This window comes from Corynebacterium tuscaniense (genome assembly GCF_008693065.1).
GTDB classification, from domain to species: Bacteria; Actinomycetota; Actinomycetes; order Mycobacteriales; family Mycobacteriaceae; genus Corynebacterium; species Corynebacterium tuscaniense.
The window spans coordinates 1-26471 of sequence record NZ_VXKH01000025.1; the positions used below are offsets into that span (position 1 = coordinate 1).

The following is a 26471-nucleotide window of genomic DNA, read 5'->3' on the forward strand; positions in this document are numbered from 1 at the left end:
CGCCACCACGGCGTGCACCGGCAAGCCCAGCTCTGCCGCGAGTGAACCGCGTGCCAGCAGCAAGGTGCCGCCGCCTTCCGCCTCCAGGAATCCGCCGCGGCGCCGGTCGTTGGCGCGGGAGATGAAGCGATCATCAATGCCTTGGGCTGTCATCTTGGCTGTTTCTGCCGTGGCGTTCATGTCACCGAAGCCCTGGAGGGACTCCACCTGCACATCATCAATACCACCGGCGATGACAAAGTCCGCCTTGCCCAGCGCGATCTTGTCCACGGCCTCTTCCACACTCACCGCTGCCGTCGCACATGCGCCAACCGGGTGAATCATGGAACCATAGCCACCCACCAAAGACTGCATGGTGTGCGCCGCCACCACGTTCGGCAGAGCTTCTTGCAGGATGTCGCTTTGGCGCTCCTCCCCGATGAAGCGGGAGACGAAGACCTTGTGCAGCGATTCCATGCCACCGATACCGGTGCCTTGGGTGGTGGCCACCAAGGAGGGGTGCACTGCCTGCATGAGCTCGCCTGGTGTGAACCCCGCAGTAATAAAGGCATCGACAGCGGTGACAAGATTCCATGCGGCGATCCGGTCCATGCCGTCGACCATTTGCGCCGGAATGCCCCACTTGGTGGGGTCGAAGTCATCCGGAATTTGGCCGGCTACCGTTCGCGTGAGCGTTGCCTTCTTCGGCACAAACGCACGTGCACCAGCCAGACGTGTCACCGTCCACTCGCCATCGGACTGGCGGACCACCGTTTTGTCCGGATCTGCGGTTTCGTGGTCGCGCGCTTCTTCCTCCGAGGCCACTGTGAACGTGATGTCGCGGTCCAGGTAGACCTGCTCCACATCCACGGAGCCTTGGTCTGTGAGGAAGTATTTATCCGTCAGTGTGCGGATACCGCAGCGTGCCACGACCTCAGCCCGGAAGCGGTTGAAGATGTCTTCCTCCGCAATCTCCGTACCGTCCGCGTCGTACCAGCCCGGGTTCGGATCTTCAGACCACGTGATTAACCCCATCATCCAGGCCAGTTCCAGCACGCCAGCAGCAGTCAGATCCACATCGCCTGAGCGCTCAATGCTATATTCAGCTTCCTTGCGGGTACGGCCGGAGCCCCAGCTGGACACCTCGCCCACACCGACAATGACCACCATGTCTTCGAGGGAGCACTGCACATCCGCGACTTGCGCCGGCGAGGGTTGCTGCGGGGATGCCACATTCGGCAAAGCGCGCACAGTAGCGCCTTCTTCGCTTATCGACGCCCCCTGTGCCGCCCCATCACGCCCCGACCGTGCCAGCTCCGTAATGGAAATTCCAGCATCAGCGAGCCCGCCCGTGAGATCAAGATCAAGCGGGGCGTGCTTTGCCTGCTCACGGAATTCGAGGGTGGCCAGCCCCATGAGCTGCGAGGAGATTTCCTCCGGGCTCCACACGTGAATACCGGCTTCTTCCGCAGCTGGAATAAGCCCGTCGTTTCCACCCATCAGGTGCGTGCCCGCGACCCAGCCAATGCGTGCTTGGGCCAAGGTCACGCCGTCTGGCCAACCGGCCTCAGCGGACCACTTGTTCACAATCGCATCGAATGCAGCCTTGACCTCGCCGTAGGCACCATCACCACCGAAGGTGCCGCGGTTCGGTGAACCCGGCAACACAACATGAGTGCGCGTTGCGGGGTAGTGGTCACCGCGCTGCGCCAAATCCGACAGACCAGCGATGGTGCGCTCCACCGACCACAGCAGCAAACGTGCTTGCGTTTCCGCATTACCGCCGACATCGGCCAAGGAGCCGGATACTGCCGGTGCTGCGAAGGGGAACGCCAGAGTCGGTGTCATGGCAGGTTTGATGATCTTCACATCCTTGCCCACCGTCTCCTTTTGTTCCGAACCAATCCAGGCGATCAAGGCATCAATATCGCGGTAGGAGGACAGATTGGCTGCCACGAGCCACAGGCTGGCACTCACGGAGGCGTGCTCGGCATAAAGAGTGCGCGCAAATTCCTTGCGGGACTGGCTCACATTGGACGCAGTCATGATCACCGTTGCACCACCAGCGAGCAGCTTCTCCACGAGTGCCGTAGCAATAGATCCCGGTGCTGCACCCGTCACCAGCGCAATGTCGCGTGCATACGGTTCGTCTGCCTGAGACTGCGCAGCGGAGGCGATGTCACGCAACAGTTCCGCGCGTTGTGCGCCAGTGTTTTCCGCATACCACTGCGCTTGCTGCGCAATCGTGTCACCGGTGCCTGCAAAACGTGCCGGTTCAAGGTCAGACTGACCAAGGGCGACGCGCGCGAGGTCTTCACGGGCTTGTGCCCAACGGTCATCGAACAACACCGCCTTGCGCTCGTCGAAAACCGGGGTGACCTGCTTGACCCAGCCGGAACCAAGTTCTGCCTCGATTGTCTCCACGATGGTTGTGTCAGGAGCGAGGACTTCGGCCGTCTCTTCTTCCACACCCAGCTTGTTCAACAGTGTGCGGGCTGTGGCCACGAGAGTGTCGGTGACCTCTTCCTTGTACGCATCCAGTGCCGCGGAATCCACCACGCCACCGCCCGACGCATTCGCCTGCGATGCTTGGGACACTGCAACACCGTGGCGCGCAGCAACATTCTGCACGGCTTGGTCAACCATCGCGCTGACCTCTGCCTTGGTCGCTGCCGTAGGCAGGGTGGCAAGGGAACCACCGCGGACAGAATCCTCCGCACGGCTGCCCAACAAGATCTCAGCCTCCACGTGTGGAGTCCACGAGGCCGGGAGCCCCCACGCGGAGCCAAGATGATCCTCAACAAAGGCTAGTTTCAGGCCGGCTCCGCCAAGCAATTGGCGCAGGCGCGTGCCCACTGCCTCAGATAGCACCGTGCCAAACGGGCTATATCCCGGTGCTGCGGTATTAACACGTTGGTACAGGGTTGCCACATCAGCTTCGGCCGCGCCATCAATAGCCGGTACACCAAGCTCCGCCGACATGTCCATCAGCAGCTGGTTACGGCGCGACGACACGCCACCGGTCAACTCTTCGATCGTGTCAGAATCATTGATCTGCTCCGGGCGGATCTTGTTCTGTAGTGCAAAGAGCACTTCGATTGCGTCTGCCGCGTGGAAAGCTAGCTCCTCGGCGGGGCCCGCAGGGGCCGCCGCCACTGCCACTGGTACCGCTGGTGCGGTTTCTGGTGCGGAAGGAGCAGGTGCGGGCGCTGCAGCAGTTTCGGTGTCGGTTTCCGGTGCTGCGTCTTCAGCGGGTGCAACCTCTTCCGGGTCGGGTGCGACCACCACATCTTCAAGCATGACCACGTCCTGGCTGGATTCCACGTTGAACACGGGGACATGAATGCCCACAACGTCCATTTCACGCTTAGCTAGGTTGGTCAAGGTCGGGGAGGAAGCAAGACCAACTTCAATGATCTGCTCCACCCGCGGCAAGAGGAAGTCCTGGGTTTCAATCCAGCGCACCGGGGAAGCAAACTGCCATGCCAAAAGCTCAATCAACAAGGTGCGTGCCAAGGTGTTGCGGTCAGTGTTCTCCGGTGTCATGCCGCGCAGACGCTCGGAAGGAACCTCAGCCAACACGGAGTCGATGAACTCTTGAGTCAGTTCGAAGGGGCGGGCAACCAGGTTGGGGATGTAGCGGTGGACCAACGTGTCAACGTCGATAAGCTCGGGCAACAGCTCATCCAGCTTCTCTGCGAAGTCGGCGACACCGCCGCGCAACACGCGGGAGTGGAAGGGGACATCCACACCCGGCACCGTGACATAAGCGCGCGGATTGATGGCGTTCGCTTTCTCATGCAATGCAGCAAGCCCGCGCTTCGTGCCGGCGATGGAGTACTGCTGGCCCTTGATGTTGTAATTCACAATCTCCAGGAACTCACCGGTGTCCTCGGCTACCTGTGCGACGTAGGCTTCGACTTCTTCCGGACCGACACCGATCATGTTCGGGCGCAGCGCACCCATGCCGTAATCAGAGTTACCCTCCGCATCACGCGGCACCAAAGAGCCCATGGCAGAACCACGCGAGTACACAATGTCAATCACAGCTTCGAGCTCGAAAATGTGGCCCAAAGATGCGAGCGCCGTGTACTCACCAAGCGAGTGGCCCGCATAGTAAGCATCCGAAGCAAGCGCGTTGCCTTCACGCAAACGCTCAGTCTGCGCATACGCCACAACAGCGAGTGCTACCTGCGTGAACTGCGTCAGATGCAGCACGCCTTCGGGGTGCTTGAATTCGTGCCCGCGCACGTCAAGGCGCGCCGGGTTCTCATCCACAATGCGTTGGATAGAAAAACCGTGCTTAGTGCGCGTGTGGCGATCTGCCCGGCGCCACACATCACGCGCGGCGGGAAAGGCATCCCGGTCACCCTTACCCATTCTTTCAGTCTGAATGCCTTGGCCTGGGTAGACATACGCCGTCTTCGGCTGCGCCAACAGTGCTTGGCCGCGTGAAACAACATCACCATTAATCCGGCACGTCACCTCGAGTGCCTGGTGGATACCCTTGCGGCCCACGCGCTCAGCTGTGATTTCCACCTCATCGTTCAGCTGCACCATTCCAAACATGGAGTAGGTCCATCCGACAACTTTGCCGTGGCGGCCAGCGAGGTGCTGGGCTGTTGCGGATAGCCACATGCCGTGCACCAGTGGCGCCTGCAGGTTCACCAACGCGGAGGCGTTGTAGGAGGTATGGATCGGGTTATAGTCACCCGACACCAGCGCAAACGGGGTCATATCTGCCGGTGCATGCACCACCGCACGGTCCACGAAGGAACGCGGTGTTGCCTCCACCAACTGCGAGGACTTCCCGCCACCATATTCGGGTGCTGCGACCGGCGTTGCCGTGCCCGTGGCCCTGCCACGAATGGCAAAGCGTTGCATCTGGGTGGCCACCGTTTCACCGTCAGAGGTCAACTCAAGCTCAACAGTGACAATGCGACCGGAAGCGGACTCTGCGATGGATGTGCACTTGGACTCCACATCAATGGTGCGACCATCAGCGAGTTCGTCCAATGGCACGCGCAGGTCAATGACGTGATCTAAGTGGACAGCGTTGAGCAGGCCCTCGATCACCGGGTAACCATCTGCGAGTTGACCCGAGCCAAGTGCGGTGTAAATCGCCGGCCAGCAGGGGCCGACGAGCACATCGGGGGTGCCAAGGACTTGTCCGGTGTTTCCACCTTCTCCTGCGTTGCCGCTTGCCGGCAACGCAGCGCCGGTGACTGCCGAGTGTGCCGCAAGCAGCGATGGTGGCAGGGTGAAGGAAGACCGGGCCAGGCCAAACGGCGCGTCCTCGGACGGCGCTTCAAGCTCCGGCATGGCAATGATTGCGTCGCCTGCCTCGGACACGGAACCCACGCCAGCGAGGCCTTCAAGCAGATCAAACACGCTCTTCGGAAGACGTTCGCGCGAGACAACAGGTGAAGCACCGGTGCCCGCGCCCGCTGGAATGTCCACCGGGATGGTCACCTCACGCACGTAGAACGGGCGCTGATCGTCCGGCAGGTGGTCCCATGCGGAATCAGCGTGAATCCGAATGGTCCATTCACGCTCACCCGCAGCATTCACCTCGGACGTGAGGGTAAAAGCATCCTCATCCAGCGAGTACGCCGGGTTGGCCATCAGGTGCCCATGCCACACCAACGTTGGGCAGGACCGCAGGTAGGCTGCCTCATCCTCAGCATCGTGCAGGCGGGAGAAACGGGGGAGGGGGGTCACGCCACCGTCGATAAGCGACTGCGTCGTCGTATCCTCAAACCTGTCCAGAAGCTCCGCGACCGGCTCATTTTTCTTCGTGATGCCCGCCACAGCCACCGGGCCCGGAATAATGCGCACCTGGTCCGCGGTGTAGCGCTCATCCTGCGCTTGCCACAAGGTGTCCTTGCCAAACCACATCTTCAAATCCCCATCCAAGGCTGGCACCCACGGCATCGGCTTCGGGTAGGCGTAGTGCAACCCAATCCACCACGCCGCATCGCGCGGGGACACTTTCACCGTGCGGGCCTGCGGATAATGAGCGAGAAGCTTTTCGACGCCGTCTTGCGGATCCACCCCTTCCCCTTCCGGGAACAACGTGGGGATTTCCCCATGGTCAACCTCATTGAGGCGTGCTTCGATGCGCTGCATCAACGCGATGAAACGCTTATCCCAACTGCTATCCACAAACGGCGCTGCAAGGTCCACGAAACGCTGCACCCACTGCGCATACGTCATGTCCTCAACATCGCCGAAGTAGGGCTTCGACGTCTTCGACAGAGCCTCGATGATCTCATCGCGGTGTGCCTCATACTCCTCAATATCCAGCGAGGTGATCAGGCGTGACGCCTTGGCAAAGGAGTTATCCAGGTCATGCAGATCAGCCAGCAGGTGCGACTGGGACGACGCCACACCGCTAACACCCTGACCGCGGCCAACCCAACCCCCGTTGTGCTCCGGCGGCAAACCTGGAGTATCCACCAGCAGCTGCTTGACGGAGTCCGTGGCTTTGGCTTCCTTCGTGGCCATCGCCACCGTGCCCACAAAGACACCATCTACCGGCATCTTTGCCAGGCCGAATTTTTCCGACCAGGTACCGGTGATCAACTCCGCAGCGCGCGCAGGAGAGTAGACGCCGCCACCGACGGTGAGCACCGCGTTGTCATGCGCGCGGATCTCCGCATAGGTTTCCAGCAGCATGTCTTCCAGATCAACCCACGAGTGATGCCCACCCGCATGGCCGTCTTCGACCATGAGGATCACCGAATCATCTGGATTGGCTTCTGCGATCTTCAGCGCGTCGCGCACCTGCTGCGTCGTGCCCGGCTTAAACGCGATGTAGGGGAAACCATCACGGTGCAGCTGCGCAAGAAGCTCTGTTGCCTCCTCAACCTCGGGGATGCCAGCGGAAATACACACACCGTTAAATGGTGCGCCCGCAGCGCGTGCTTTGGGCACCATGCGGGTCTGCCCAAACTGCAAGTTCCACAAGAAGCGGTCGAAGAACATGGTGTTGAACTGTGCGGTGCGGCCCGGCTGCAGGAAGCTAACAAGACTGTCTTTGTGCTTGCCAAACTCCTCCTCGGAGTACATGCCACCACCGGCAAGCTCCGCCCAGTAGCCGGCGTTGGCGGCAGCCGCCACAATCTCACCATCGGCCGACGTCGGCGTCATACCGCCCAAGATGATGGGGGATAGGCCGGTCAGCGCAGAAAATCGCGTCTGCGTGTAGGACTTGCCGTCAGGCAGCGTGATCACGCGTGGGGCATATTGCGAATAATCCGCCGCAGCCGACAGCTTTTCACCCGGACGCGCCAAGGCATCGCGTTTGGTGGGGGTGGACGCATCAATCACCGGCACACCGGCGCCACTGACAAGCGTGGAAATGATGCTTGTGGTGCCCTTATCAAGTGAGATCACATGGCTTGCGCCTTGACGCAACAGGTCACGGACGGTGCTGGTGAAATCAAACGTGTCCACGAGGATGGTCTGCGCAAGTTCACGCGGGGTTGTGCCAGCGAACGTGATGCCACAGTCTTCCGCCCACTGCGCAGCCTGCTCCACCGCCGCCATATTGCTTGCAACATGGAACGGGTAGGCCACGTCCAAGTAATCAAACGTTGGCTGAATTTCAGATCCGCCGAATTCAACCTCGAGGCGGGAGTTGTAATCACTTGCCTGCGACTCGATCGCACTTTGCGCACGCTCCAACGCCTCCGGCGTGCCGGAGAGCACCACGTGACGGCGCTCATTGATCACGCTTAACACCGCGCCTGAATCCTCCGGCACAAAGTCATTGATCTGATCAACCGTGAGACCACGCACCGACAGCATACGGCTGCGTGCATCCGTCGCACCGTAATCATTCGTCGCGGCAGCACCCAGGATGAAAGCAAAAGCAAGAGCGTTCTCCACAGTCTGCCCGTCGCCTTCAGGGTCCATTGCTACTGCGCCAAGTACACCTTGTGAATGCCCACCGAAGTGGACGTTGTTCAGATCCAGGCCAAGCTCCGCGAGGTGCTCAGCTGCAGCGATCTGCGCGAGCAGAATTGCCGGCACGCTCACAGCCGGAAACGCATCAACTGGTGCGACATGCGGCTCATTGTTCAGTGCGTCCCGGATCCGCTGTGCTACTCCCGGCACGACGGATGCCAAGGGGCGCGCGACAGGGCCCGTGATTGATGCGGCACTGTCAAGCAGTTTTTCCATCCGCTCACGAGCAGCAGGAGAGGTAACCCCCGCATCAAACAAAGCCTGCTGCCATGCGCTGCCTTGACCGGGGAAGATCAGTGCAGGAGTGGTGAGAGCCTGAATCGGGGCAATAATCATGATGTTTTCCTTCAAAGGTCTAGAAATAGTGGCTGGAAACAATATCTGGAAACAAAAATTGGGTATTAGAGCGGGATATTGCCGTGCTTACGCATCGGTCGGGCGACAACTTTGTCCTTGAACAGGCGCAGGTTCGCTGCAATGGCGGTGCGAGTTTCGCGGGGCAAAATCACGGAATCCACCAGGCCACGTTCCGCAGCTCTATATGGGTTGAGTACCGTGTCCTCGTACTCGCGCTCGAAACCTGCGACGAGCTGTGCCAGATCTTCCTCGCTCATCCCAGATTCTTTGGCTGCGGCGATGTCCTTGCGGTTGATAAAACCCACAGCACCCGCAGCGCCCATCACTGCGATCTGTGCGGTCGGCCATGCCAGGTTCACATCTGCGCCCAAACCCTTCGAACCCATCACGCAATACGCGCCCCCGTATGCCTTGCGCATGGTCACAGTGATCTTCGGCACGCTGGCCTCGCCGTATGCGTACAAGAGTTTCGCCCCGCGGCGCAGAATGCCGTCATGCTCTTGGGCAGAACCGGGCAAGAACCCCGGAACATCCACCAGCATGACAATGGGGATATTGAAGCTATCGCAGGTTCGGATGAAACGCGCGGCCTTCTCGGCGGAATCAATATCCAAACAGCCTGCTAACACCATGGGCTGGTTAGCTACAAAACCCACGGCTTGGCCTTCCACACGACCAAAAGCAGTGACCACGTTTTCGGCGCGCTGTTCCATGACTTCCAAGTACTCGCCGTCATCGGCGACACACGCGATGACCTCACGCACCTCATACGGTGAGTTGGCGGAATTGGGAATGAGCGAATCGAGTTCCGCGCACGCCTCCTCGTCCGCCTCCGCCGGGGTGCCGGGATGATGGCCGAAAGGGTGTGGGACAGCGGTGCGCTGGCGGTTGTTGGACGGCAGATATTCCAAAAGCTCGGCCACCCAGTCCAGGGCGTCCTGGTCATTGTCTGCAACGTAATGGCAGTTACCGGCCTGCTGCATGTGGATCCAGGCGCCACCGAGTTCTTCTTGGCTGATCTCTTCGCTGGTGACGGTTTTGATTACATCCGGTCCGGTGACAAACATCTTCGAACTTTCATCGACCATGACCACGAAATCCGTCAATGCCGGGGAGTAGGCATTGCCACCAGCGCATGCGCCCATGATGACGGAGATCTGTGGCACCACACCGGATGCCTCGATGTTGTGGCGAAAGGTCTGCGCGATCCAATCCAGAGAGACAACGCCATCTTGGATGCGTGCACCCGCGCCCTCGTACAAGCCGATGAGCGGGCGCCCGGTTGTGACGGCGAGTTGCTGAATTTTGGTCATCTTCTCGCCGTACACCTCACCCAGTGCGCCACCGAAAACAGTGCCGTCCTGGGAGAAAACACACACTTCCCGGCCGTCTATCGTGCCCGATCCAGTGACGATGCCGTCGGTGACCGGGCGCTTGGACTGCATCCCAAAATCATGGGTGCGGTGGCGTGCGAATTGATCAGTTTCAACAAATGAGTCCTCATCGAGGAGGTAATCAAGGCGCTCGCGTGCAGTAAGTCGACCCGCAGCGCGCACCTTGTTGAGCGGTTCAGCGCCAACCGGTTCCGCAGCTTCGGTGCGACGCCGTAATAAGTCTTCATTCTTTTGCGACGTAGTTAGGGGAGGGGAAGAAAAAGGCGAACTAGTTTCGCCATCGAAACTATCAGACATATAGGCATAGTAAACCTATTGAGCCGAAAGTCACGAATTGCCCCCAAGATTCACAGGGGGAAAGCGGTAAAGGGGTTTAGGTTGGAACCATGTGTACAGGAATGTTTATCGGGACAGATGTTGTCCACGTCCCGTCCTTTGCTTCGCAGCTTGACCAGGAAGGATCCACATTTCTTCGCGTATTCACGGACCGCGAATGGCGCGCATGTGCCCCGAAGGCTGACCGCGCAGCGTCGCTTGCGGCGCGGTGGGCCGCGAAAGAGGCCTACATCAAAGCGTGGTCCCAAAAACTCTATGGCGCACCGCCAATCATCGACCCGGCAGAACTGAACTTCGCAGAAATAGAAGTAGTGCAGGATGCTTTTGGGCGCCCCACGCTTGAATTGCATGGGGACGTAGCCGCGTTGGGCGTGCCAGTTGCCAGTGTGTCATTGAGTCACGACGGCGATTACGCCATGGCAACGGTTCTCGTTGTGGCAGAGTAGGCCGACAAGGGGAATCAGGCTAAAGCTCGATTGCGGCGAGATCTCGTATGCGCTGCGTGATCTTCACATTGCCCTTGCCCTCACGGTCACGTTTCATAATGAGTTTCGCGGCGGCCACTTGACCTTTATTGATCTTGGTTGAAGCCGGGGCTGCTTCACGTGGGGATTTGTTTGTAGCGGTTTCCATCATCTCGCCTCCTTTTTGTCTGCAATTTCGCTGGTGATTGTGTTGTCTATGTTATCTTATTCCGTCGAAGAATCCACCACGGTTTCCAGGAGTGCATCGATAAGCTTTTGCTTCTCTGTTCGCAAGAAGGGCAGACCATCTAGAGAATCTAAAACTGCCACGCCAATTTGTATTTCCGTTTGATTGTTGTCTTTGCACAAGTCAGCTGCCCAACGTAGATTGGCGTACCATTCTTTGGATTGGTCTTGCTTACGGCTATTTCGAACCGTGTGATCAACTCCGGCCCATGCTATACCCGCTGCACAGACCGGACCGAATAGGCGCGCAATGAAATCAAGCGTGGTTTTCGCACCATCAGGTGTGCTGGTTGCCAAAGCTATTGCGAAACCAATGGATGTGAAGACTGCTACGCCGGTAATAACCCACGGCACTATTTCTTTCCAGCTGCCCACTGCTTCCCCCGATGTGTCATCCCATAGGCGTAAAAGATTTTGGACCCAATCTTAGTGTGCGCCCGGTCACGGCCGGGGGATACACTGGCCACTATGTCTAAACAGCGTGTTCTTTCTGGAATCCAGCCGACCGCCGACTCGTATCATTTGGGTAACTACCTGGGTGCCCTGAAGCAGTGGATTGACCTGCAGGATGACTATGAGGCGTTCTATTTCATTCCGGATTTGCACGCGATCACGGTGGATCAGGATCCGGAGGAGTTACGTGAGCGGACGCTGAAAGGCGTCGCACAGCTCATTGCGTTGGGGATTGATCCGGATAAGTCCACGTTGTTTGTGCAGTCGCACGTCCCGGCGCATGCGGAGTTGACGTGGGTGCTGCAGTGTCTGACGGGCTTTGGTGAGGCCAGCCGGATGACGCAGTTTAAGGATAAGTCGGCGAAGCAGGGGCAGGACAGGACTTCGGTGGGTCTGTTCACGTACCCGATGCTCATGGCGGCGGATATTTTGCTGTACTCGCCGCAGCTCGTGCCGGTGGGGGAGGATCAGCGCCAGCACTTGGAGCTCACCCGCACGTTGGCAGAGCGTTTCAACGCGCGCTTTGGCAAGACGTTCGTGGTGCCGGAAGGGTTCATTCCGGAGGGCTCGGCGAAGATCTATGACCTGCAGGAGCCGACGGCAAAGATGAGTAAGTCGGGTGCGAACCCGAAGGGTTTGATCAACCTGCTCGACGATCCGAAGACCTCGGCGAAGCGCATCAAGTCCGCGGTGACGGACAATGACGGCGTTGTCGCTTTCGATCGTGAGAATAAGCCCGGCGTGTCCAACTTGCTGGCCATCCAGTCGGCGCTCACCGGCGAGGCGATCGATGCGCTCGTGCAGAAGTATGAGGGCCAGGGCTACGGGGCGCTCAAGGGCGATACGGCTGATGCGCTTGAAGCATTTACGACGCCGCTTCGCGCGCGCTACGACGAACTGATTGCGGACCGCGCTGAACTGGAAAACATTCTGTCTCGCGGTGCGGAGCGTGCACGTGAATTGGCTAATCCATTGTTGGCTGATGTGTATGAGAAGGTCGGCTTTTACGCGCCGAAACGCTAAACGCCGTTAAAGTGGGGCGAACACCTATTTAGAAAGGACCGCCACCACATGGCTACATCCACGTCACCCCGTAAGGGTTTTACGGACGAGCAGGGTATTGAGCGTGCCCACCCGAGCCAGGAAGATGAGGGGGTTGTGGCCGAGGTGAAGGAGAAAGCGCCTCCGATCGCTCACCTCATGCGCATGAATGATCGGTTTGGTGCGCAAGGCGGCAACCAGTTCGCTGCCGGTATTACGTACTTCTCAGTACTGTCGATTTTCCCGCTGACCATGTTGCTGTTCGCGGCAATGGGTTTTGTGTTGGCTGCGCGTCCTGATTTGTTGGAGCAGATTCAGGATCAGATCACGCAGTCTGTTTCTGGTGACACGGGTGAGATGGTGAATCAGATCGTGGAGTCCGCGATCGCTCAGCGTGGTGCGGTGGCCGGTATTGGTTTGCTGACCACGCTGTGGTCAGGCCTTGGCTGGATGAATCACTTGCGTACCGGCATCAGTGCCATGTGGTCGCTGGACGCGAATGAGGGCGGTGGCAACTTCGTAACGAAGAAGCTCGCGGACCTCGTCGCGCTTATCGGTTTGTTGGTTCTCCTCATCGTTGCTTTCGGCGTTACCGCAGTGGGCTCTTCCAGCTTGACGACGACGGCGATGGCCCACTTCGGCCTCGACACCTTCCCCGGCGCCCGGTTTGTGGTGTTCTTGGTTGCTCTCGCTGCCGGTATTGCAGCCAACTTCCTGGTTTTCTGGTGGATGGTTGTGTTCATGCCGCGCACAAAGGTGCCGAAGAAGTCTGGCCTCAAAGGTGCCCTGCTGGGTGCCGTGATCTTTGAGCTGATTAAGCAGTTCTCTACCGTCATCGTCGGCTCCGCAACGGGCAACCCGGCTGGCGCGATCTTCGGCCCGATCATCTCCCTGATGGTCGTACTCTACCTTGTCTGGCGCGTGGTGCTTTACGTGTCTGCATGGACCGCAACCACCGAGGAATCCCTGGCACTGGAGGAGCCGAAGATTCCGGAACCAGCTGTGATCAACATTCGTGCCGCTGCTGCCCAGCCGGACAACACTGGCCGCAACATCGGTGTCGGTGCGGCTATTGGTGCTGCTGGCGTTGCTGCACTTTCACTTTTGACGCGGCGTTAAGCCACGTACCCACGCCCGCCAGGGCGATCACCGTGGCAAAGACCGCGATGCCTTCCCACGGCAGCGACCTACCGTCGGCTGAGGTGGGATTATCGTTTGGGGTGGCGTCAGTTGAGGGGGAAGCGGCGGCGTCGATAAGCGATGCGACCGCTTGTGAACGTGGGACCGTATACCCCTCATGAATGAGCTGTTGAGTCTGCTCCCATGCGCGGGCGCGATCGACGGTTGTATCCAACACGATGGCCATGATGCGGCGTCCGTCGCGGTTTAGCGCCCCGACGAACGTGTGCTTCGCATCGTCCGTGAATCCCGTTTTACCGCCGATGCCATCCGGATCATTGAGGTAAAGCATGTTGTCGTTGTAAACATCAAAGCCTTCGTAGACCGTGCCCTCCCTCGTGGTGTAACCCGGGAAAGGGTAAGACTCCGTGGAAATGATCCGGGTGAACACCGGGTTTGCATACGCCGCGCGATATGCCAGGCCCATATCCCACGCGGAGGTGGACATCCCCGGCGCGTCCAGGCCTGAATAGCTGGCCACGCGCGTGTCTTTCATGCCCAGCTCAGCGGCTTTCGCGTTGACCTTCTCCAGGGTCTTTTCATCCCCGCCCAGAGCCTGCGCAAGCGCATGCGCCGCATCATTGCCAGACACCATGAGCAGACCGTGCAGGAGATCATCGACGGTGTACTCCCCACCGCCGCCCAAGCCCACCGCGGAGCCCTCCTGGCCAGCTGATTCCTCACTGACCGTCACCTTCTTATCCAGCGGCAACTCCTCAATAACCACCAGCGCCAGCAGCACCTTAATTATCGACGCTGGACGGTACCTCCCATGCGGATCTTTCATCGCAATAACATCCCCCGTATCGATGTCCGCTACCAACCACGCTGTGGCCAACACATCATCATTGACCGTGAAACCAGGTGGCGCAATGACACCACACGGCCCGTCATAGACCACCGGCAGCGGTGGCGGCGTCGGCAAACCCGGCGCAACGCGTTCCGACGTACTCACCGGCTCCGGCGGCCACGTCGCTTGCGGGCACCTGTCCGTGTTCGGGGCGTGCTCGCGCGGCGGTGGTGTGATCACGGTGTCAGTGGCGTTGAGGGCGTCGGTGGTGCCCTCGGCGCTGCCCGGGTCTGCGAAGGCAACAGGTACAGCGAGGAGTCCAGGGAGGAGCGCGGCAATGGCGGCGGTTTGCACGCATGCCCTGTGACGGGTCTTGGCCCGGCCGGTGGGGACGTCACAGGAAAACATGGTGGATCCAGTTTAGGCCTCGTTTACAGTGCTCCTTTGCGGCGCGCCCAGATAGCTAAGCCTCGCCTCAAAATCGTCCCTGACCTGCAGTTAGTTAGTATTACCTTGCTTGCGGGGTTGAATTGGGGCGGGGTAAACATTGAGCCATGAGCGAAAAGAAACCCCAGAACCCAAGCTCGGTCAGTGTCGTGGCGCCTGAAAACTCGCCGGAAGTCGAAGTAGAAATCCACGGCATGAGTGAAAAACTCAACCGTTTGCGCGCCGCTGTGCTTGGTGCGAACGACGGCATTGTTTCCACTGCTGCGGTGGTGGTGGGTGTGGCCGGCGCAACGTCCTCGATGCGTGAGATCGCTACCGCTGGTGTTGCTGCTCTTGTGGGTGGCGCCGTGTCCATGGCACTGGGTGAGTATGTTTCTGTCTCCTCACAGCGTGATGCGGAGGAAGCCGCGATTGAAAACGAACGCGGACTGCACGACGCCGATCCCGACGCAGAGTTCAAGCACCTCGTGCAGGCCTACAAGAACTCGGGCCTGAGTGATCAAACCGCTATCGCTGTTGCCCGTGAACGCACGAAGACCGACCCGCTCGGAGCTCATCTGGAAGTTCACTACGGCATCGACCAGAAAGATCTGGTCAACCCGTGGTCCGCCGCGATCGCCTCCTTCATCTCCTTCTTCCTGGGCGCGCTGCTGCCACTGGCAGCTGTGCTCCTCGCCCCGGAAGTGCTTCGCGTGGTGGTCACAGTGCTGATTACGCTCATCGCACTGGCTGTCACCGGTGCGATTTCTGCCAAGCTCGGCGGAGCAAAGCCGGTGCGAGCCGTGGTCAGGCTGGTCGTCGGTGGTGGTCTGGCGCTGGCAGTCACCTACTTGGTGGGTACTTTGCTGGGCACCGGGATGGCTTAAGAGTCATCCCCGCAACGAACCCCCAAACCACCTAGAACTTGGAGAAGCGCTTCACCAGGATCTCCTCGAGGCTCTTCCATCCCTCGGCTTTGTCGGTGAAAGGGGCGGAGGGCACGTATCCGGCGGCTTCGGTGGAGCCGAGCATGTAGGCGAGGTAGTCCTGCATACGAGGGTTGGCTAGGAGGAAGGAGTTGAGCGAGTCATCGTTGGCCCAGTCGGCGGCGTCGGCCATGAGTTCGTAGGCCTTGGCCATCTGTTTAGTGTCCACGGCGTCAACGCCTTTGTCGATGTCAGCGGCGATGCCGTTGAAGGAGTAGGAGTTGTCCGGGTGGACGGTGACGTCGAGTTCGCCGGAGTTGGCTAGGTTCATGATGTCGGGCCAGGTGGACACGGATGCAAGGTCATGGTCGTCATTGTCAACAATCCAGCGAGCCATGTGCTTGGCGGTGGGGAAGGTGAAAATCTCCCCGTACTTGCCCAGGAAGATGGGGGCGCCATCGACGTAGGTGCGCATGGTGTACACGCCTTTGCCTTGGACGGTGATTTTCACGGGGTCGATGCCAGCTTCGGCCCAGGCGGAGATGTCGTAGGGGTCGGCGGCATCGCGGGCGGCTTCGGCGTCTTTTTCGGCGGCGGCGCGGGCTTCTTCGCGCGCGGTGGTTGCAGTGGCGATGGAGTCCGCAGCGGCGCTGATGCGCTTAGGGTCCAGCTCGGAGTCATCCACGACTCGTACGGCCTCGTCGAGGGAGTGGACCACTGTTTCCCAGTTGGCCAGCACGGTGCGGCCGACGCCGGACCATTCAGACAGCCCGTTGTCGCCGGAGTAGTGCTCGTAGCCGCGGTTGATGTTGCCCAGGATGGAGTGGGAAGCGAAGAAGATCTGCGCGTCGCTAGCCCCAGCAACTTCCGCAAGGGAACGGGCCAGCTGGAAGCCGCGTGCGACGGCGGAGACATTTTCGTGGCTGGGGCGTCCGGCGAGGTAGGACGACAGGCCGATGATGTCGTAGGTGTTCTTCTCTTCGGGCACGACTCGGTCATCCCCGCCAGACTGGAATGCGGGCCATTTGGGGTGATCGGTGAGGTCGTGGTCGGTGTTGTCCTCGAGGTAGACAAGCAGGGCCTCGGGGCTGTTGAACACCAGGACGTCATCCTTGTCACCGAGGAAGGCTTGCCATTCTGTGCCACCTTGGCGCCAGGTGGGGGCCCAGAGGGTATAGAAATCACCCTCAGTCAAGGAGATTTTCACAGGGAGAATCGCGCGCGTACTCATGCCCTGTCACATTACTCAATGCGGAGACCGTTTCGCGCGCTACCCCGTTGGTCGCCAGAAGCCTTTGAAGGGCATGCCGATATTGTCAGTGCGCACGGAGCTCATCTGCACGGGTGAGCCGGCCTCGATCATTTGCCCGTCGCCGGCGTACATGGCAACGTGTCCGGTCCATACCACAAGGTCACCGGGTTGGAGTTCCTCGTAGCTCACTTGCCGCCCAACAGCTTGGTTTTCTGCGGTGCGCGGGATGTCCACGCCCGCTTGTTTGTAGGCCCATGAGGTCAGCCCGGAGCAGTCGAATCCGCCGAGTGCGCTGCCTCCCCACACATAGGGGGTGCCTAGTTGGGCTTTCGCGGCTTCCACGGCTGCGCGTCCCACGGCGTTGTCACCTTCTTGCGTATCGACGTCCTCCGGGGCCCCTTCCTCCACCACCTCCTCCTGCTCCATTCCCGCCAGCTGCCGGAGTTCGGTTTCGGCGGCGTAATTGGCGGGTGTGGCAACGAGCTGCTCACGAGCAGCGGCGGCTGTGACCAGACCTTCGAGGCGTGAAACGAGCGGCTGGAGTTCATTTTCCAGTTGGTTTAAGCGCTCCGCGACGGCGGTGAAGGCTTCAGTGGCCAGGTCCACCAGCCGTGTCATCACGCCCACCGCGCCGAGGCCGGTAAACAAGCCGGGTACCAGCGGTGCGGCCTGGGCCAGGAAGCGTTGGCCAATGTCCAGGATGTCCACGCCAGCAGCCTGGATGAGGGGAGTGGCGTCGTCGAGAATGTTGGTGATGGCCGCTCGGTCGTCGAAAAGCGATTGTGCTGCGCGAAGCAAACGATTGGGATCGGCACCAACGATGGCAGCAAGGGGCACAGCCGACGCGAAATCAGGCGATGAAGGAATGTCGACCTGAGGCAACATCGGAGGTACAGCCTGTGCGACGGCGGTGACGACAGATCCGATGTCGATGGGCAGGGGGATCATGGCTGCACCCCCTCAAAGGCGCGCGCCGAGGAGCTATCCACACGCACAGCTCCCGCAGTGAAGATCTCCATGTTGGAGGCGGTGCGATGTGCCTCATTCGACAGAAGCGACGCTTGTTCGTTAACGGATGCAACAGCACTGCTTACGGCGGCGCAGAGCCCCGCAAGAGGCCCAACCTCAGGCAATGGCGGAAGGGTAATGGGAAGAGTCGAGTCCGCGTCGCTCCGCAAACGCGCGATGTGCTCAGCGGCTGTGCTTGTGTCGAAGAAAAGATCAGAAAATGAAGTATCCATACTTACTTTGACTGCCATAACCCCCCATTCGGTTCCCTCCGAACCGAAAATTTCTGGTTAGCATTGTGTTCATGCAGATCACCGTCATCGAACACCCGCTGGCAATTTCCCGTCTCACCCGCTTGCGTGACAAGCGAACCAGCAATTCCAGCTTCCGCGCAGCCCTGTCAGACCTTGGCTCCATGCTCATCTACGAAGCATCCCGGGACCTGGAAACAGAAACCTTCGACTGTGAAACCCCCGTGGGCACTGCACACGGTGTGCGCCTGAAGCAACCGCCGATCATCGTGCCCATCATCCGCGCCGGGCTTGGCCTGGTGGACCCATCTTTGGCCATGATCCCGGATGCCCAGGTGGGCTTCATCGGGTTGGCGCGCGATGAGGAGACCCATGAGCCAGTCCCGTACCTGGAAGCTCTGCCCGAGGACCTCTCCGGACAGCCGGTCTTTCTGGTTGATCCGATGCTGGCCACCGGCGGTTCCCTCGTGCACGCGATTGAGCTGCTCACCGATCGTGGTGCGGATGACATCACCGTGGTCACCGTAGTGTGTGCGCAACAGGGCGTGGACCGGATTGCAGAACTCGACGCACCATTGCGCCTTGTCACAGCCACGATTGATCCGGCCTTGAACGAGGACGCCTACATCGTCCCCGGCCTCGGCGATGCGGGAGACCGCTTGTATGGTCCACGAAATATTCATTTGTAGTGTTTTTCCAATGGACAGCCCCTGCGTAGCTGCGCTAGTCTCGCAAGGGAAACCATCTACTGCTGCTTCTGGGGAGCGCACCGCTTAAGGGGGGGATGATGTCTGGAACACCTGACCCGTACGGGGACCATGCGTGCGGGCGCGAAACTTTCGACGAGGTGGTCAGCGACGCACGCTGGGCCAGCCTCGGCTTTTCTATGTCAGAGCGGCTCCGGGCGATCCGGGAGCTTCGCGGTTTGAGCCAGATGCGCCTGGCCACTGTTGCCGGGTTGTCGCGCACCGTGGTGTCTAACTTGGAGCGCAACCAGCACACCGGTGCGCGTCCTTCTGACCCCACATTGTCCACGGTGTATCGCCTGGCCTACGCTTTGCGTGTGCCGCCGGCAATGCTGCTGCCCGGGGCGGTGAATGAACTCGGGGAGATCTGCTGGGAAAACTTTGAGCCAGTGTCGATGACGGAGATGCTCAACGCTTCCACGGCGGATTGAGATTCTTCGGAGGAGCCTTCTCGGCGCCCCGACTAACTGTACAGCTTGGTCTAGGGGTACAGTCACACCCATTAATGTTGGTGCCTAAAAGTCCTGAGAGGGGAGTGCGCTGTGGGACTGTCTGCCCAGATTGATTCGTGGTTTACCGCTCACCGCGATGAGATTATTGGGTGGCGCCGTCACCTTCACGCTAACCCGGAAGTGTCGCACCATGAGGTGGAAACCACCGCGTTCATTGCGCAGACACTGCGGGACCACGGACTGGAGCCGCACCTGTTCCCGGAGACAGGCCTGTACGTAGACATCGGCCCTGAAGATAATGAGAAGCTGGCTTTCCGCGCGGACATTGACGCGTTGCGGGTCGATGAGGTTTCCGGTCTTCCTTTCGCGTCTCGTGTCCCTGGTGTGTCTCATTCATGTGGCCATGATGTGCACACCACGATCTGCCTGGCCCTGGCGTGCGCGTTGTCTACGCTCGATCTACCCTTTGGTATCCGCATCATCTTCCAGCCAGCTGAAGAGGTCATGAACGGTGGCGCCCCGGATGTAATCAAGTGGGGTGGCCTGGACGGCGTGGCGTGCATCTACGCGGTGCATGCGGAACCGAAAATCCGGGTGGGGCAGATCGGTGTGCGTGTCGGTGCGATCACCTCAGCAGCTGATGTGTTGCGCATCGCTGTGAATGGCCCTGGCGGGCACACCTCGCGCCCACACCTGACTAATGATGTGGTGTACGCGCTGGGCAGTTTGGTCACCCAGTTGCCGGGCTTATTGTCGCGCCGTGTGGATCCCCGCACGGGCACAGTGTTGGTGTTTGGCCAGATTGAGGCGGGCATTGCGCCAAATGCGGTGCCGAAGACCGGGCGGGTCGGTGGCACGATCCGAACCCAAGATATTGGTACGTGGCGGACGTTGGAGCCACTGATGGAAAAGCTTGTGGCAGACGTTGTGGCCCCGACTGGCTGTAGCCATGAGTTGACGTACATCCGTGGTGTGCCGCCAGTGATGAACGATGACGTAGCCACCTCCGCGCTCGTGGAGGCTGCCCGTGCGATTGACCCGCACGCGGTGATTCAGGCACCGCAGTCCAGTGGTGGGGAGGACTTCTCCTGGTACCTCGAGCAGGTGCCGGGTTCCATGGCGCGCTTGGGATGCTGGTCTGGTACCGGCCAGAAGTATGACCTGCACCGCGGGGACATCGATATTGATGAGCGCTGTATTGACGTCGGCGTTCGCTTGTTCGGTTCCGTGGTGGAACGCTTCGGGGGAATGCAGGATGCGCAGGCTGCTGCGTTGACCTAGCTGACCTAGCTGGCCAAGCTAGGCCAGCTAGGTACATGATGCGCACATTTTTTCCTTGACCGCTAGAGTGGGCGGACGGAATCTTTAAAAACCTGATTGACGCAAGCTGTGTAAGGAGACGTGCGTGTCCAAGAAAATTGTCATTATCGGCGGCGGCCCGGGAGGATACGAGGCGGCGCTGGTGGGCAGCCAGTACGGTGCGGACATCACTCTCATTGAGCAGCTTGGCGTTGGTGGCTCGGGCATTCTGCGTGATGTGGTGCCGTCGAAAGGCTTCATCGCTGGCACGAACGTGAAAACGGACCTTCGTCGTGCAGACGCCATGGGCCTGAAGCACGGCCTGGGGGATGTGAACTTGTCCATCCCGGCGCTGAATAACCGTGTTGTGGCGCTGGCGTCGGAACAGTCCCGTGACATCCGCCAGCAGTTGGAGCGCGCCGGTGTGCGTGTGGTCAACGGCAAGGGCCGATTCGCTTCCCGCCAGGAAGGTCACACCACCCACCGCGTGAAGGCGGAGTTGCCGGACGGCACGATGGAGACCTTTGACTGTGACATCGTGCTCATTTCCACCGGCGCTTCCCCGCGTGTGTTGCCGGATGCGAAGCCGGATGGCCGCCGCATTCTGAACTGGCAGCAGATGTATGACCTGATTGAGGAGCCGGAGCACCTCGTCGTGGTCGGCTCTGGTGTGACAGGTGCGGAGTTCGTCTCCGCTTACGCTGAGCTTGGTGTGAAAGTCACCATGGTTGGTTCCGCCGACCGTATCCTCCCGCACGATGACGCGGATGCGGCAGACGTGCTGGAGCAGGTCCTGTCTAACCGTGATGTGACGCTGGTGAAGGACGCACGCGTTGAAAGCGTGGAAAACACCGGCGACGGCGTGATCGTGCGCACGAGCGATGGTCGTGAGATCGCTGGCTCCCATTGTTTGATGTCCATTGGTTCTATCCCGAACACCAAGGAGCTTATGCTCGAATCCCAAGGCGTGGACATCACTCCGTCTGGTCATATTCATGTGGACCGCGTCTCCCGCACCAACGTGTCCGGCATTTATGCTGCGGGTGACTGCACGGACCTCATGCCTCTGGCATCTGTGGCTGCGATGCAGGGCCGCATTGCCATGTATCACGCGCTGGGCGAGGGTGTGGAGCCGCTGCGCATCCGCACCGTGGGCAACGCTGTGTTCACCCGCCCGGAGATCGCCGCGGTGGGTATTACTGAGGCTCAGATAAAGAACGGTGAGTATGACGCCGACATCATCAAACTCGACCTGGCCACCAACCCGCGCGCCAAGATGCGTTCCCTGACCTCTGGTTTTGTGAAGATCTTCTCCCGTAAGGGCTCCGGCCAGGTGCTCGGTGGAGTGATTGTTGCGCCGACAGCATCGGAGCTGATCTTGTCCCTCACCATCGCAGTGACCAACAACCTCACTGTTGAGGAGTTGGCCAACTCTATGGCCGTGTACCCGTCCCTGTCAGGTTCCATCACCGAGGCCGCACGCCGCTTGGTGCACAAAACAGACTTGAATTAATCCCGAACTCCCCGAGGAGCTGCCATGACTACATCCACTAACGGAATTGGCAGGGAGAACCTGCCCACGTTTTCCAAAATCCTCGTTGCTAACCGTGGCGAGATCGCGGTGCGCGCATTTCGCGCTGCCTTTGAAACCGGTGCGAAAACCGTCGCGGTGTATCCGCGGGAGGACCGCCATTGCTTCCACCGCCCATTCGCGGACGAAGCCGTGCAGATCGGCGTGGCGGGCCAACCCGTCAAGGCGTACCTGGACATTGAGGAAATCATCCGCGCTGCCAAACAGTCCGGTGCCGATGCGGTGTACCCCGGCTACGGTTTCCTCTCCGAACGCACGCAGCTGGCACGCCGCTGTGCCGAAGAGGGCATTAAGTTCATCGGACCTTCCCCAGAAACTCTGGACCTGACGGGTGACAAGGCCGCCGCAGTCCGCGCCGCCGAGCGCGCCGGGTTGCCCACCCTGAAGGATTCGGAGCCATCAGCGGACCCGAAAGAACTGGCACGATTCGCTGATGACTTTGAGTTCCCCGTGTTTGTCAAGGCCGTGGCGGGGGGTGGCGGAAGGGGGATGAGGTTCGTCGAAAAGCGAGAGGACCTTGAAACCCTCGCGGCGGAAGCTTCGCGCGAAGCGGAGGCGGCACTCGGCGACCCGGATGTGTACATTGAGAGCGCGGTGATCAATCCGCAGCACATTGAGGTGCAGATTCTGGCGGATTCGCACGGCAACGTGGTGCACCTGTTTGAGCGCGATTGTTCCGTGCAGCGCCGTCACCAGAAGGTTGTGGAGATCGCGCCCGCGCAGCACATCACCGACGAGCAGCGTCAGCGCATTTGCCAGGACGCGGTGAATTTCTGCAAAGAGATCAACTATGAGGGCGCGGGTACCGTTGAGTTTCTCGTGGATGAGCGCGGTAACCACGTGTTCATTGAGATGAACCCGCGCGTGCAGGTGGAGCACACGGTGACGGAGGAAGTCACCGGCATCGACATTGTGAAAAACCAGATGTACATCGCCGCGGGGGCGACCCTGGCGGATCTGAATGTGCGCCAGGAGGAAATCACGGTGTCCGGCGCGGCTTTGCAATGCCGTATCACCACGGAGGACCCCACGAATGGTTTCCGCCCAGATTCCGGCACGATCACAGGTTACCGCTCGCCGGGTGGCGCGGGTGTGCGCTTGGACGGTTCCGTCGCGGTGGGCACAGAGATCACGCCGAATTTCGATTCGCTGCTGGTCAAAATGACGTGTCGCGGGCGCGATTTCCAGGTCGCCGTCGATCGTGCCCTGCGCGCCCTCAACGAGTTTACGGTCGATGGCGTATCGACGAATATTGGTTTCCTCCGCGCCCTCCTCAGCGAACCGGACTTCCGCCACAAGCGCATTGACACCGGCTTTATTGCTGAGCATCCGGGCCTGTTGGAGGCACCACCGGCCGCTGATGATGCCGGCAAGATCCTCACCTATCTGGCTAATGTGACCGTGAACCAGCCGAATGGAAAGCGGCCGACGATCCTGCAGCCCTCGAAGAAGCTCCCTGCCCTTGACTACGGTGAACTGCCCCGTGGTTCCCGCGATGACCTGCTGGAACTCGGGCCAGTCAAATGGGCGGAGGAGCTACGCAACCAGACCGCGCTGGGGGTTACGGAGACCACCTTCCGCGATGCGCACCAGTCCTTGCTGGCCACCCGCATTCGCACGAACACGCTGGTTGCCGCCGCGAAGCACGTGGGGCATCTGACCCCGCAGCTCACCTCCGTGGAAGCGTGGGGTGGCGCGACCTATGACGTGGCCATGCGCTTCCTGCATGAGTCCCCATGGATGAGGCTGGACGCGCTGCGCGAGGCCATGCCCAACGTGAATATCCAGATGCTCCTGCGCGGCCGCAACACCGTGGGATACATCCCGTATCCGGAGTCCGTCACGCGCGCGTTTGTGAAGGAAGCCGCCGCGTCGGGCGTGGACATCTTCCGCATTTTCGACGCACTCAATGATGTCTCCCAGATGCGCCCCGCCATCGACGCTGTCCTGGACACCGGCACCACCGTCGCCGAGGTAGCCATGGCGTACTCCGGCAACCTGCTCGACCCGGCTGAGGACCTGTACACGCTGGACTACTACCTGCGTTTGGCCGAGGAGATCGTGAACACCGGCGCGCACGTTCTGGCCATTAAGGACATGGCTGGTTTGCTGCGTCCGGCCGCCGCCGCAAAGCTGGTTGAGGCGCTGCGTTCCCGCTTTGACCTGCCCGTTCACGTGCATACCCATGACACCGCCGGCGGGCAGCTAGCCACCTATTTCGCCGCTGCTGCCGCGGGCGCTGACGTGGTGGACGTGGCCTCCGCGCCGTTGGCGGGCACGACATCTCAGCCGTCCATGTCCGCCCTCGTTGCTGCCTATGCCAACACGGAACGGGATACCGGCCTGTCGCTTAAGGCGGTTTCTGATATGGAGCCGTACTGGGAGGCCGTCCGCGCCGTCTACGCGCCGTTTGAGTCCGGCATCCCTGGCCCCACCGGCCGCGTCTACCGCCACGAGATCCCCGGCGGACAGCTGTCCAACCTGCGTACGCAGGCCAAGGCCTTGGGCTTGGCGGACCGCTTCGAACTGGTGGAGGACTACTACGCTGGCGTCAATGAGATCCTCGGCCGCCCCACCAAGGTGACGCCGTCCTCCAAGGTGGTGGGGGATCTTGCCCTCTACCTCGTGGGTGCAGGTGTCACCCCGGAAGAATTTGCCGCTAACCCGCGCAAGTACGACATCCCGGAATCCGTCATCGGTTTCCTCCAAGGCGAATTGGGCACCCCTCCCGGCGGATGGCCCGCCTTGCGTGAGAAAGCCCTGGCAGACCGCGCACCGGTGGACCATACCGTCGAGGTGCCGGCGGACCTCGAGGCGGACCTCATCGCCGATGGTGATGAAGCGTCAGGGGTGCGTCGCGTTGCCTTGGACAAGCTGCTCTTTCCCAAGCAATACGACGAGCTCATGGAACACCGCCGACTCTACGGCGTCACGGATCAGCTCGGGGACAAAGCGTTCTTCTACGGCCTCGAAGAGGGCAAGGAGATCATGGTCTACTACGGGGACATTGATGCGAATCAGTCGCCCCTCGTCGTCCGCCTGGATGCGGTCAGTGAGCCGGATGAGAAGGGCATGCGCCAGGTCATCCTCACCGTCAACGGTCAGGTGCGGCCAATGACTATTCGGGACGAGAACGCCGAATCCACCGTCGCCGAAGCCGAGAAGGCCGATCCTTCCAACCCGAACCACGTTGCCGCTCCATTCGCCGGTGTGGTCAACGTGACGGCCAAGGTAGGCGATGAGGTCAAGGCCGGTGACCAGGTGGCCACCATCGAAGCGATGAAGATGGAAGCTACCATCTCCGCACCGGTGGATGGTGTTGTGGAGAAGGTGGCGTTTAGCCAGCCGACGAAGGTGGAGGGCGGCGACCTCGTTGCTGTAGTTAAATAATCCGCCTTTGCCGTGCCACCTCCACTGCGGCGGTGCGGTTGTCCACTCCGAGTTTGGAGTAGATGTGGATCAGGTGCGTTTTCACCGTGGCCTGGGAAATGAATAGGGCGGCGGCAATTTCCTTGTTGGACGCCCCGGTTTGCACCTGGCGGAGGAGTTCGATCTCGCGTGGGGAAAGCGCCTCGTCAGGGCGCATGACTCGTTCGGCGAGGACGTTGGCTACCTGCGGGGAGAGAGCGCGCTCGCGGTGGGCGGCGCGGACCACGGCGTCGTGGAGTTCATCCTCCGGTGCGTCTTTGAGCAGGTAGCCCATGGCGCCTGCTTCCACTGCGGCCACGACATCGGCCTGGGTGTCATAGGTGGTCAGGATGAGCACCGGTGGGCCATCAGCGGCGACGAGGCGGTGGGTCAGCTCAATGCCATCCACATTGGGCATCTGGATGTCGCTGACCACCACGTCCACGCCCTCGGGGACTTTCGCTGCGCCATCGGCGGCTTCAGCAACCACGGTGATGTCACCAAAGGAGTTCAAGACGGCGCGGAGGCCGGCGCGGACGACAGGGTGGTCGTCGATAAGCATGACGTTGAGCATTAGTTCTCCTTGATGGGAAGGGTCGCGGCGAGAACATTTCCTTCGACCGTGAGCTCGCCACCGGCCTCCGCGACGCGTGCCTGAAGGCCCTGCAACCCGTAGCCGAACGGCCCGGTGATGCCACGGCCATTGTCGTAGATGTCGACCGTGGCCTGGGTTCCCAGCTTATCCACGGTGACCACCGCCAAGCTCGCCCCCGCGTGACGCACCACGTTGCTGAGCGCCTCCCTCACAACCCGCTCAGCTACCGACGCGGCCGGCTCCGGCAGATCCACCACCTGAACACGCACCTCCAGCGGCTCACCCAGCGCCTTCTGGCGGCGTTCCT

The 26471-nt window shown here is 60.5% G+C and carries 19 protein-coding genes; 9 read left to right on the forward strand and 10 right to left on the reverse strand.

The genetic code is table 11. From position 1 onward, the window contains the following. On the reverse strand, positions 1-8286 hold an 8286-nt coding region (locus F4V54_RS06090), incomplete at its 3' end, for a fatty acid synthase subunit beta domain-containing protein (RefSeq protein ID WP_150386582.1). 65 nt (positions 8287-8351) lie between these two features. After that, positions 8352-9998 (reverse strand): acyl-CoA carboxylase subunit beta, encoded by a 1647-nt coding sequence (locus F4V54_RS06095; protein WP_150386583.1) that lies wholly within the window; start codon positions 9996-9998, stop codon positions 8352-8354. 101 nt (positions 9999-10099) lie between these two features. On the opposite strand from F4V54_RS06095, the gene acpS reads away from it, so the two are divergent. Then, positions 10100-10483, forward strand: a complete 384-nt coding sequence (gene acpS / locus F4V54_RS06100) for a holo-ACP synthase AcpS (RefSeq protein ID WP_034664917.1) — start codon at positions 10100-10102, stop codon at positions 10481-10483. Positions 10484-10502: 19 nt separating this feature from the next. Here the strand turns inward: acpS and F4V54_RS06105 are convergent, their stop codons facing one another. Next, on the reverse strand, positions 10503-10670 hold the full coding sequence (locus F4V54_RS06105) for an RNA helicase (protein WP_170253115.1): 168 nt from the start codon (positions 10668-10670) through the stop codon (positions 10503-10505). 56 nt (positions 10671-10726) lie between these two features. Continuing rightward, positions 10727-11122 (reverse strand): hypothetical protein, encoded by a 396-nt coding sequence (locus tag F4V54_RS06110; protein ID WP_150386584.1) that lies wholly within the window; start codon positions 11120-11122, stop codon positions 10727-10729. Positions 11123-11215: 93 nt separating this feature from the next. Between F4V54_RS06110 and trpS the strand changes: the two genes are divergently transcribed. Together trpS and F4V54_RS06120 are read left to right on the forward strand one after the other, a co-directional pair. Further along, positions 11216-12223 (forward strand): tryptophan--tRNA ligase, encoded by a 1008-nt coding sequence (gene trpS, locus F4V54_RS06115; protein ID WP_034664913.1) that lies wholly within the window; start codon positions 11216-11218, stop codon positions 12221-12223. Positions 12224-12271: 48 nt separating this feature from the next. Beyond that, positions 12272-13360, forward strand: a complete 1089-nt coding sequence (locus tag F4V54_RS06120; RefSeq protein ID WP_150386585.1) for a YhjD/YihY/BrkB family envelope integrity protein — start codon at positions 12272-12274, stop codon at positions 13358-13360. On the opposite strand, the gene F4V54_RS06125 is transcribed toward F4V54_RS06120, so the two are convergent. Beyond that, positions 13311-14618 (reverse strand): D-alanyl-D-alanine carboxypeptidase family protein, encoded by a 1308-nt coding sequence (locus F4V54_RS06125; protein WP_150386586.1) that lies wholly within the window; start codon positions 14616-14618, stop codon positions 13311-13313. The two genes, F4V54_RS06120 and F4V54_RS06125, sit on opposite strands and share 50 nt — an antisense overlap. Positions 14619-14764: 146 nt before the next feature. Here F4V54_RS06125 and F4V54_RS06130 point away from each other — a divergent pair, with 146 nt between their 5' ends. After that, on the forward strand, positions 14765-15523 hold the full coding sequence (locus tag F4V54_RS06130) for a VIT1/CCC1 transporter family protein (RefSeq protein ID WP_150386587.1): 759 nt from the start codon (positions 14765-14767) through the stop codon (positions 15521-15523). Between the two features lie 31 nt (positions 15524-15554). Here F4V54_RS06130 and F4V54_RS06135 read toward each other — a convergent pair whose 3' ends face one another. The 3 genes from F4V54_RS06135 to F4V54_RS06145 are packed head-to-tail and all read right to left on the reverse strand — an operon-like array spanning position 15555 to position 18055. Continuing rightward, positions 15555-16793: a hypothetical protein gene (locus F4V54_RS06135; protein ID WP_150386588.1), complete on the reverse strand. Its 1239-nt coding sequence runs from the start codon at positions 16791-16793 to the stop codon at positions 15555-15557. A 39-nt stretch (positions 16794-16832) separates the two neighbouring features. Beyond that, positions 16833-17762, reverse strand: a complete 930-nt coding sequence (locus F4V54_RS06140) for a C40 family peptidase (RefSeq protein ID WP_150386589.1) — start codon at positions 17760-17762, stop codon at positions 16833-16835. Then, positions 17759-18055, reverse strand: coding sequence for a hypothetical protein (locus F4V54_RS06145; protein ID WP_150386590.1), 297 nt, complete (start codon positions 18053-18055; stop codon positions 17759-17761). The genes F4V54_RS06140 and F4V54_RS06145 overlap by 4 nt, the downstream gene beginning before the upstream one ends. A 71-nt stretch (positions 18056-18126) precedes the next feature. Between F4V54_RS06145 and upp the strand changes: the two genes are divergently transcribed. From upp to F4V54_RS06170, 5 genes are all read left to right on the forward strand, one after another. Continuing rightward, the gene (gene upp, locus F4V54_RS06150; RefSeq protein WP_150386591.1) at positions 18127-18762 is read left to right on the forward strand and encodes a uracil phosphoribosyltransferase; all 636 of its coding nucleotides are present in this window, start codon (positions 18127-18129) and stop codon (positions 18760-18762) included. A 98-nt stretch (positions 18763-18860) separates the two neighbouring features. Next, on the forward strand, positions 18861-19250 hold the full coding sequence (locus F4V54_RS06155) for a helix-turn-helix domain-containing protein (RefSeq protein WP_150386592.1): 390 nt from the start codon (positions 18861-18863) through the stop codon (positions 19248-19250). 111 nt (positions 19251-19361) lie between these two features. Next, positions 19362-20552, forward strand: a complete 1191-nt coding sequence (locus F4V54_RS06160; protein ID WP_150386593.1) for an amidohydrolase — start codon at positions 19362-19364, stop codon at positions 20550-20552. Positions 20553-20676: 124 nt separating this feature from the next. After that, a complete protein-coding gene (locus tag F4V54_RS06165) occupies positions 20677-22083 on the forward strand; it encodes an NAD(P)H-quinone dehydrogenase (RefSeq protein ID WP_150386594.1) in 1407 nt (468 codons plus the stop codon). Between the two features lie 24 nt (positions 22084-22107). Then, positions 22108-25551 (forward strand): pyruvate carboxylase, encoded by a 3444-nt coding sequence (locus F4V54_RS06170; protein ID WP_150386595.1) that lies wholly within the window; start codon positions 22108-22110, stop codon positions 25549-25551. Here F4V54_RS06170 and F4V54_RS06175 read toward each other — a convergent pair. Together F4V54_RS06175 and F4V54_RS06180 are read right to left on the reverse strand one after the other, a co-directional pair. Continuing rightward, positions 25544-26143 carry a response regulator gene (locus F4V54_RS06175; RefSeq protein WP_150386596.1) on the reverse strand — a complete coding sequence of 200 codons (600 nt, stop codon included), beginning with the start codon at positions 26141-26143 and terminating at the stop codon, positions 25544-25546. The two genes, F4V54_RS06170 and F4V54_RS06175, sit on opposite strands and share 8 nt — an antisense overlap. Further along, the coding region (locus F4V54_RS06180; RefSeq protein WP_346265114.1) for a sensor histidine kinase at positions 26143-26471 on the reverse strand (329 nt) is incomplete at its 5' end. The genes F4V54_RS06175 and F4V54_RS06180, both read right to left, overlap by 1 nt.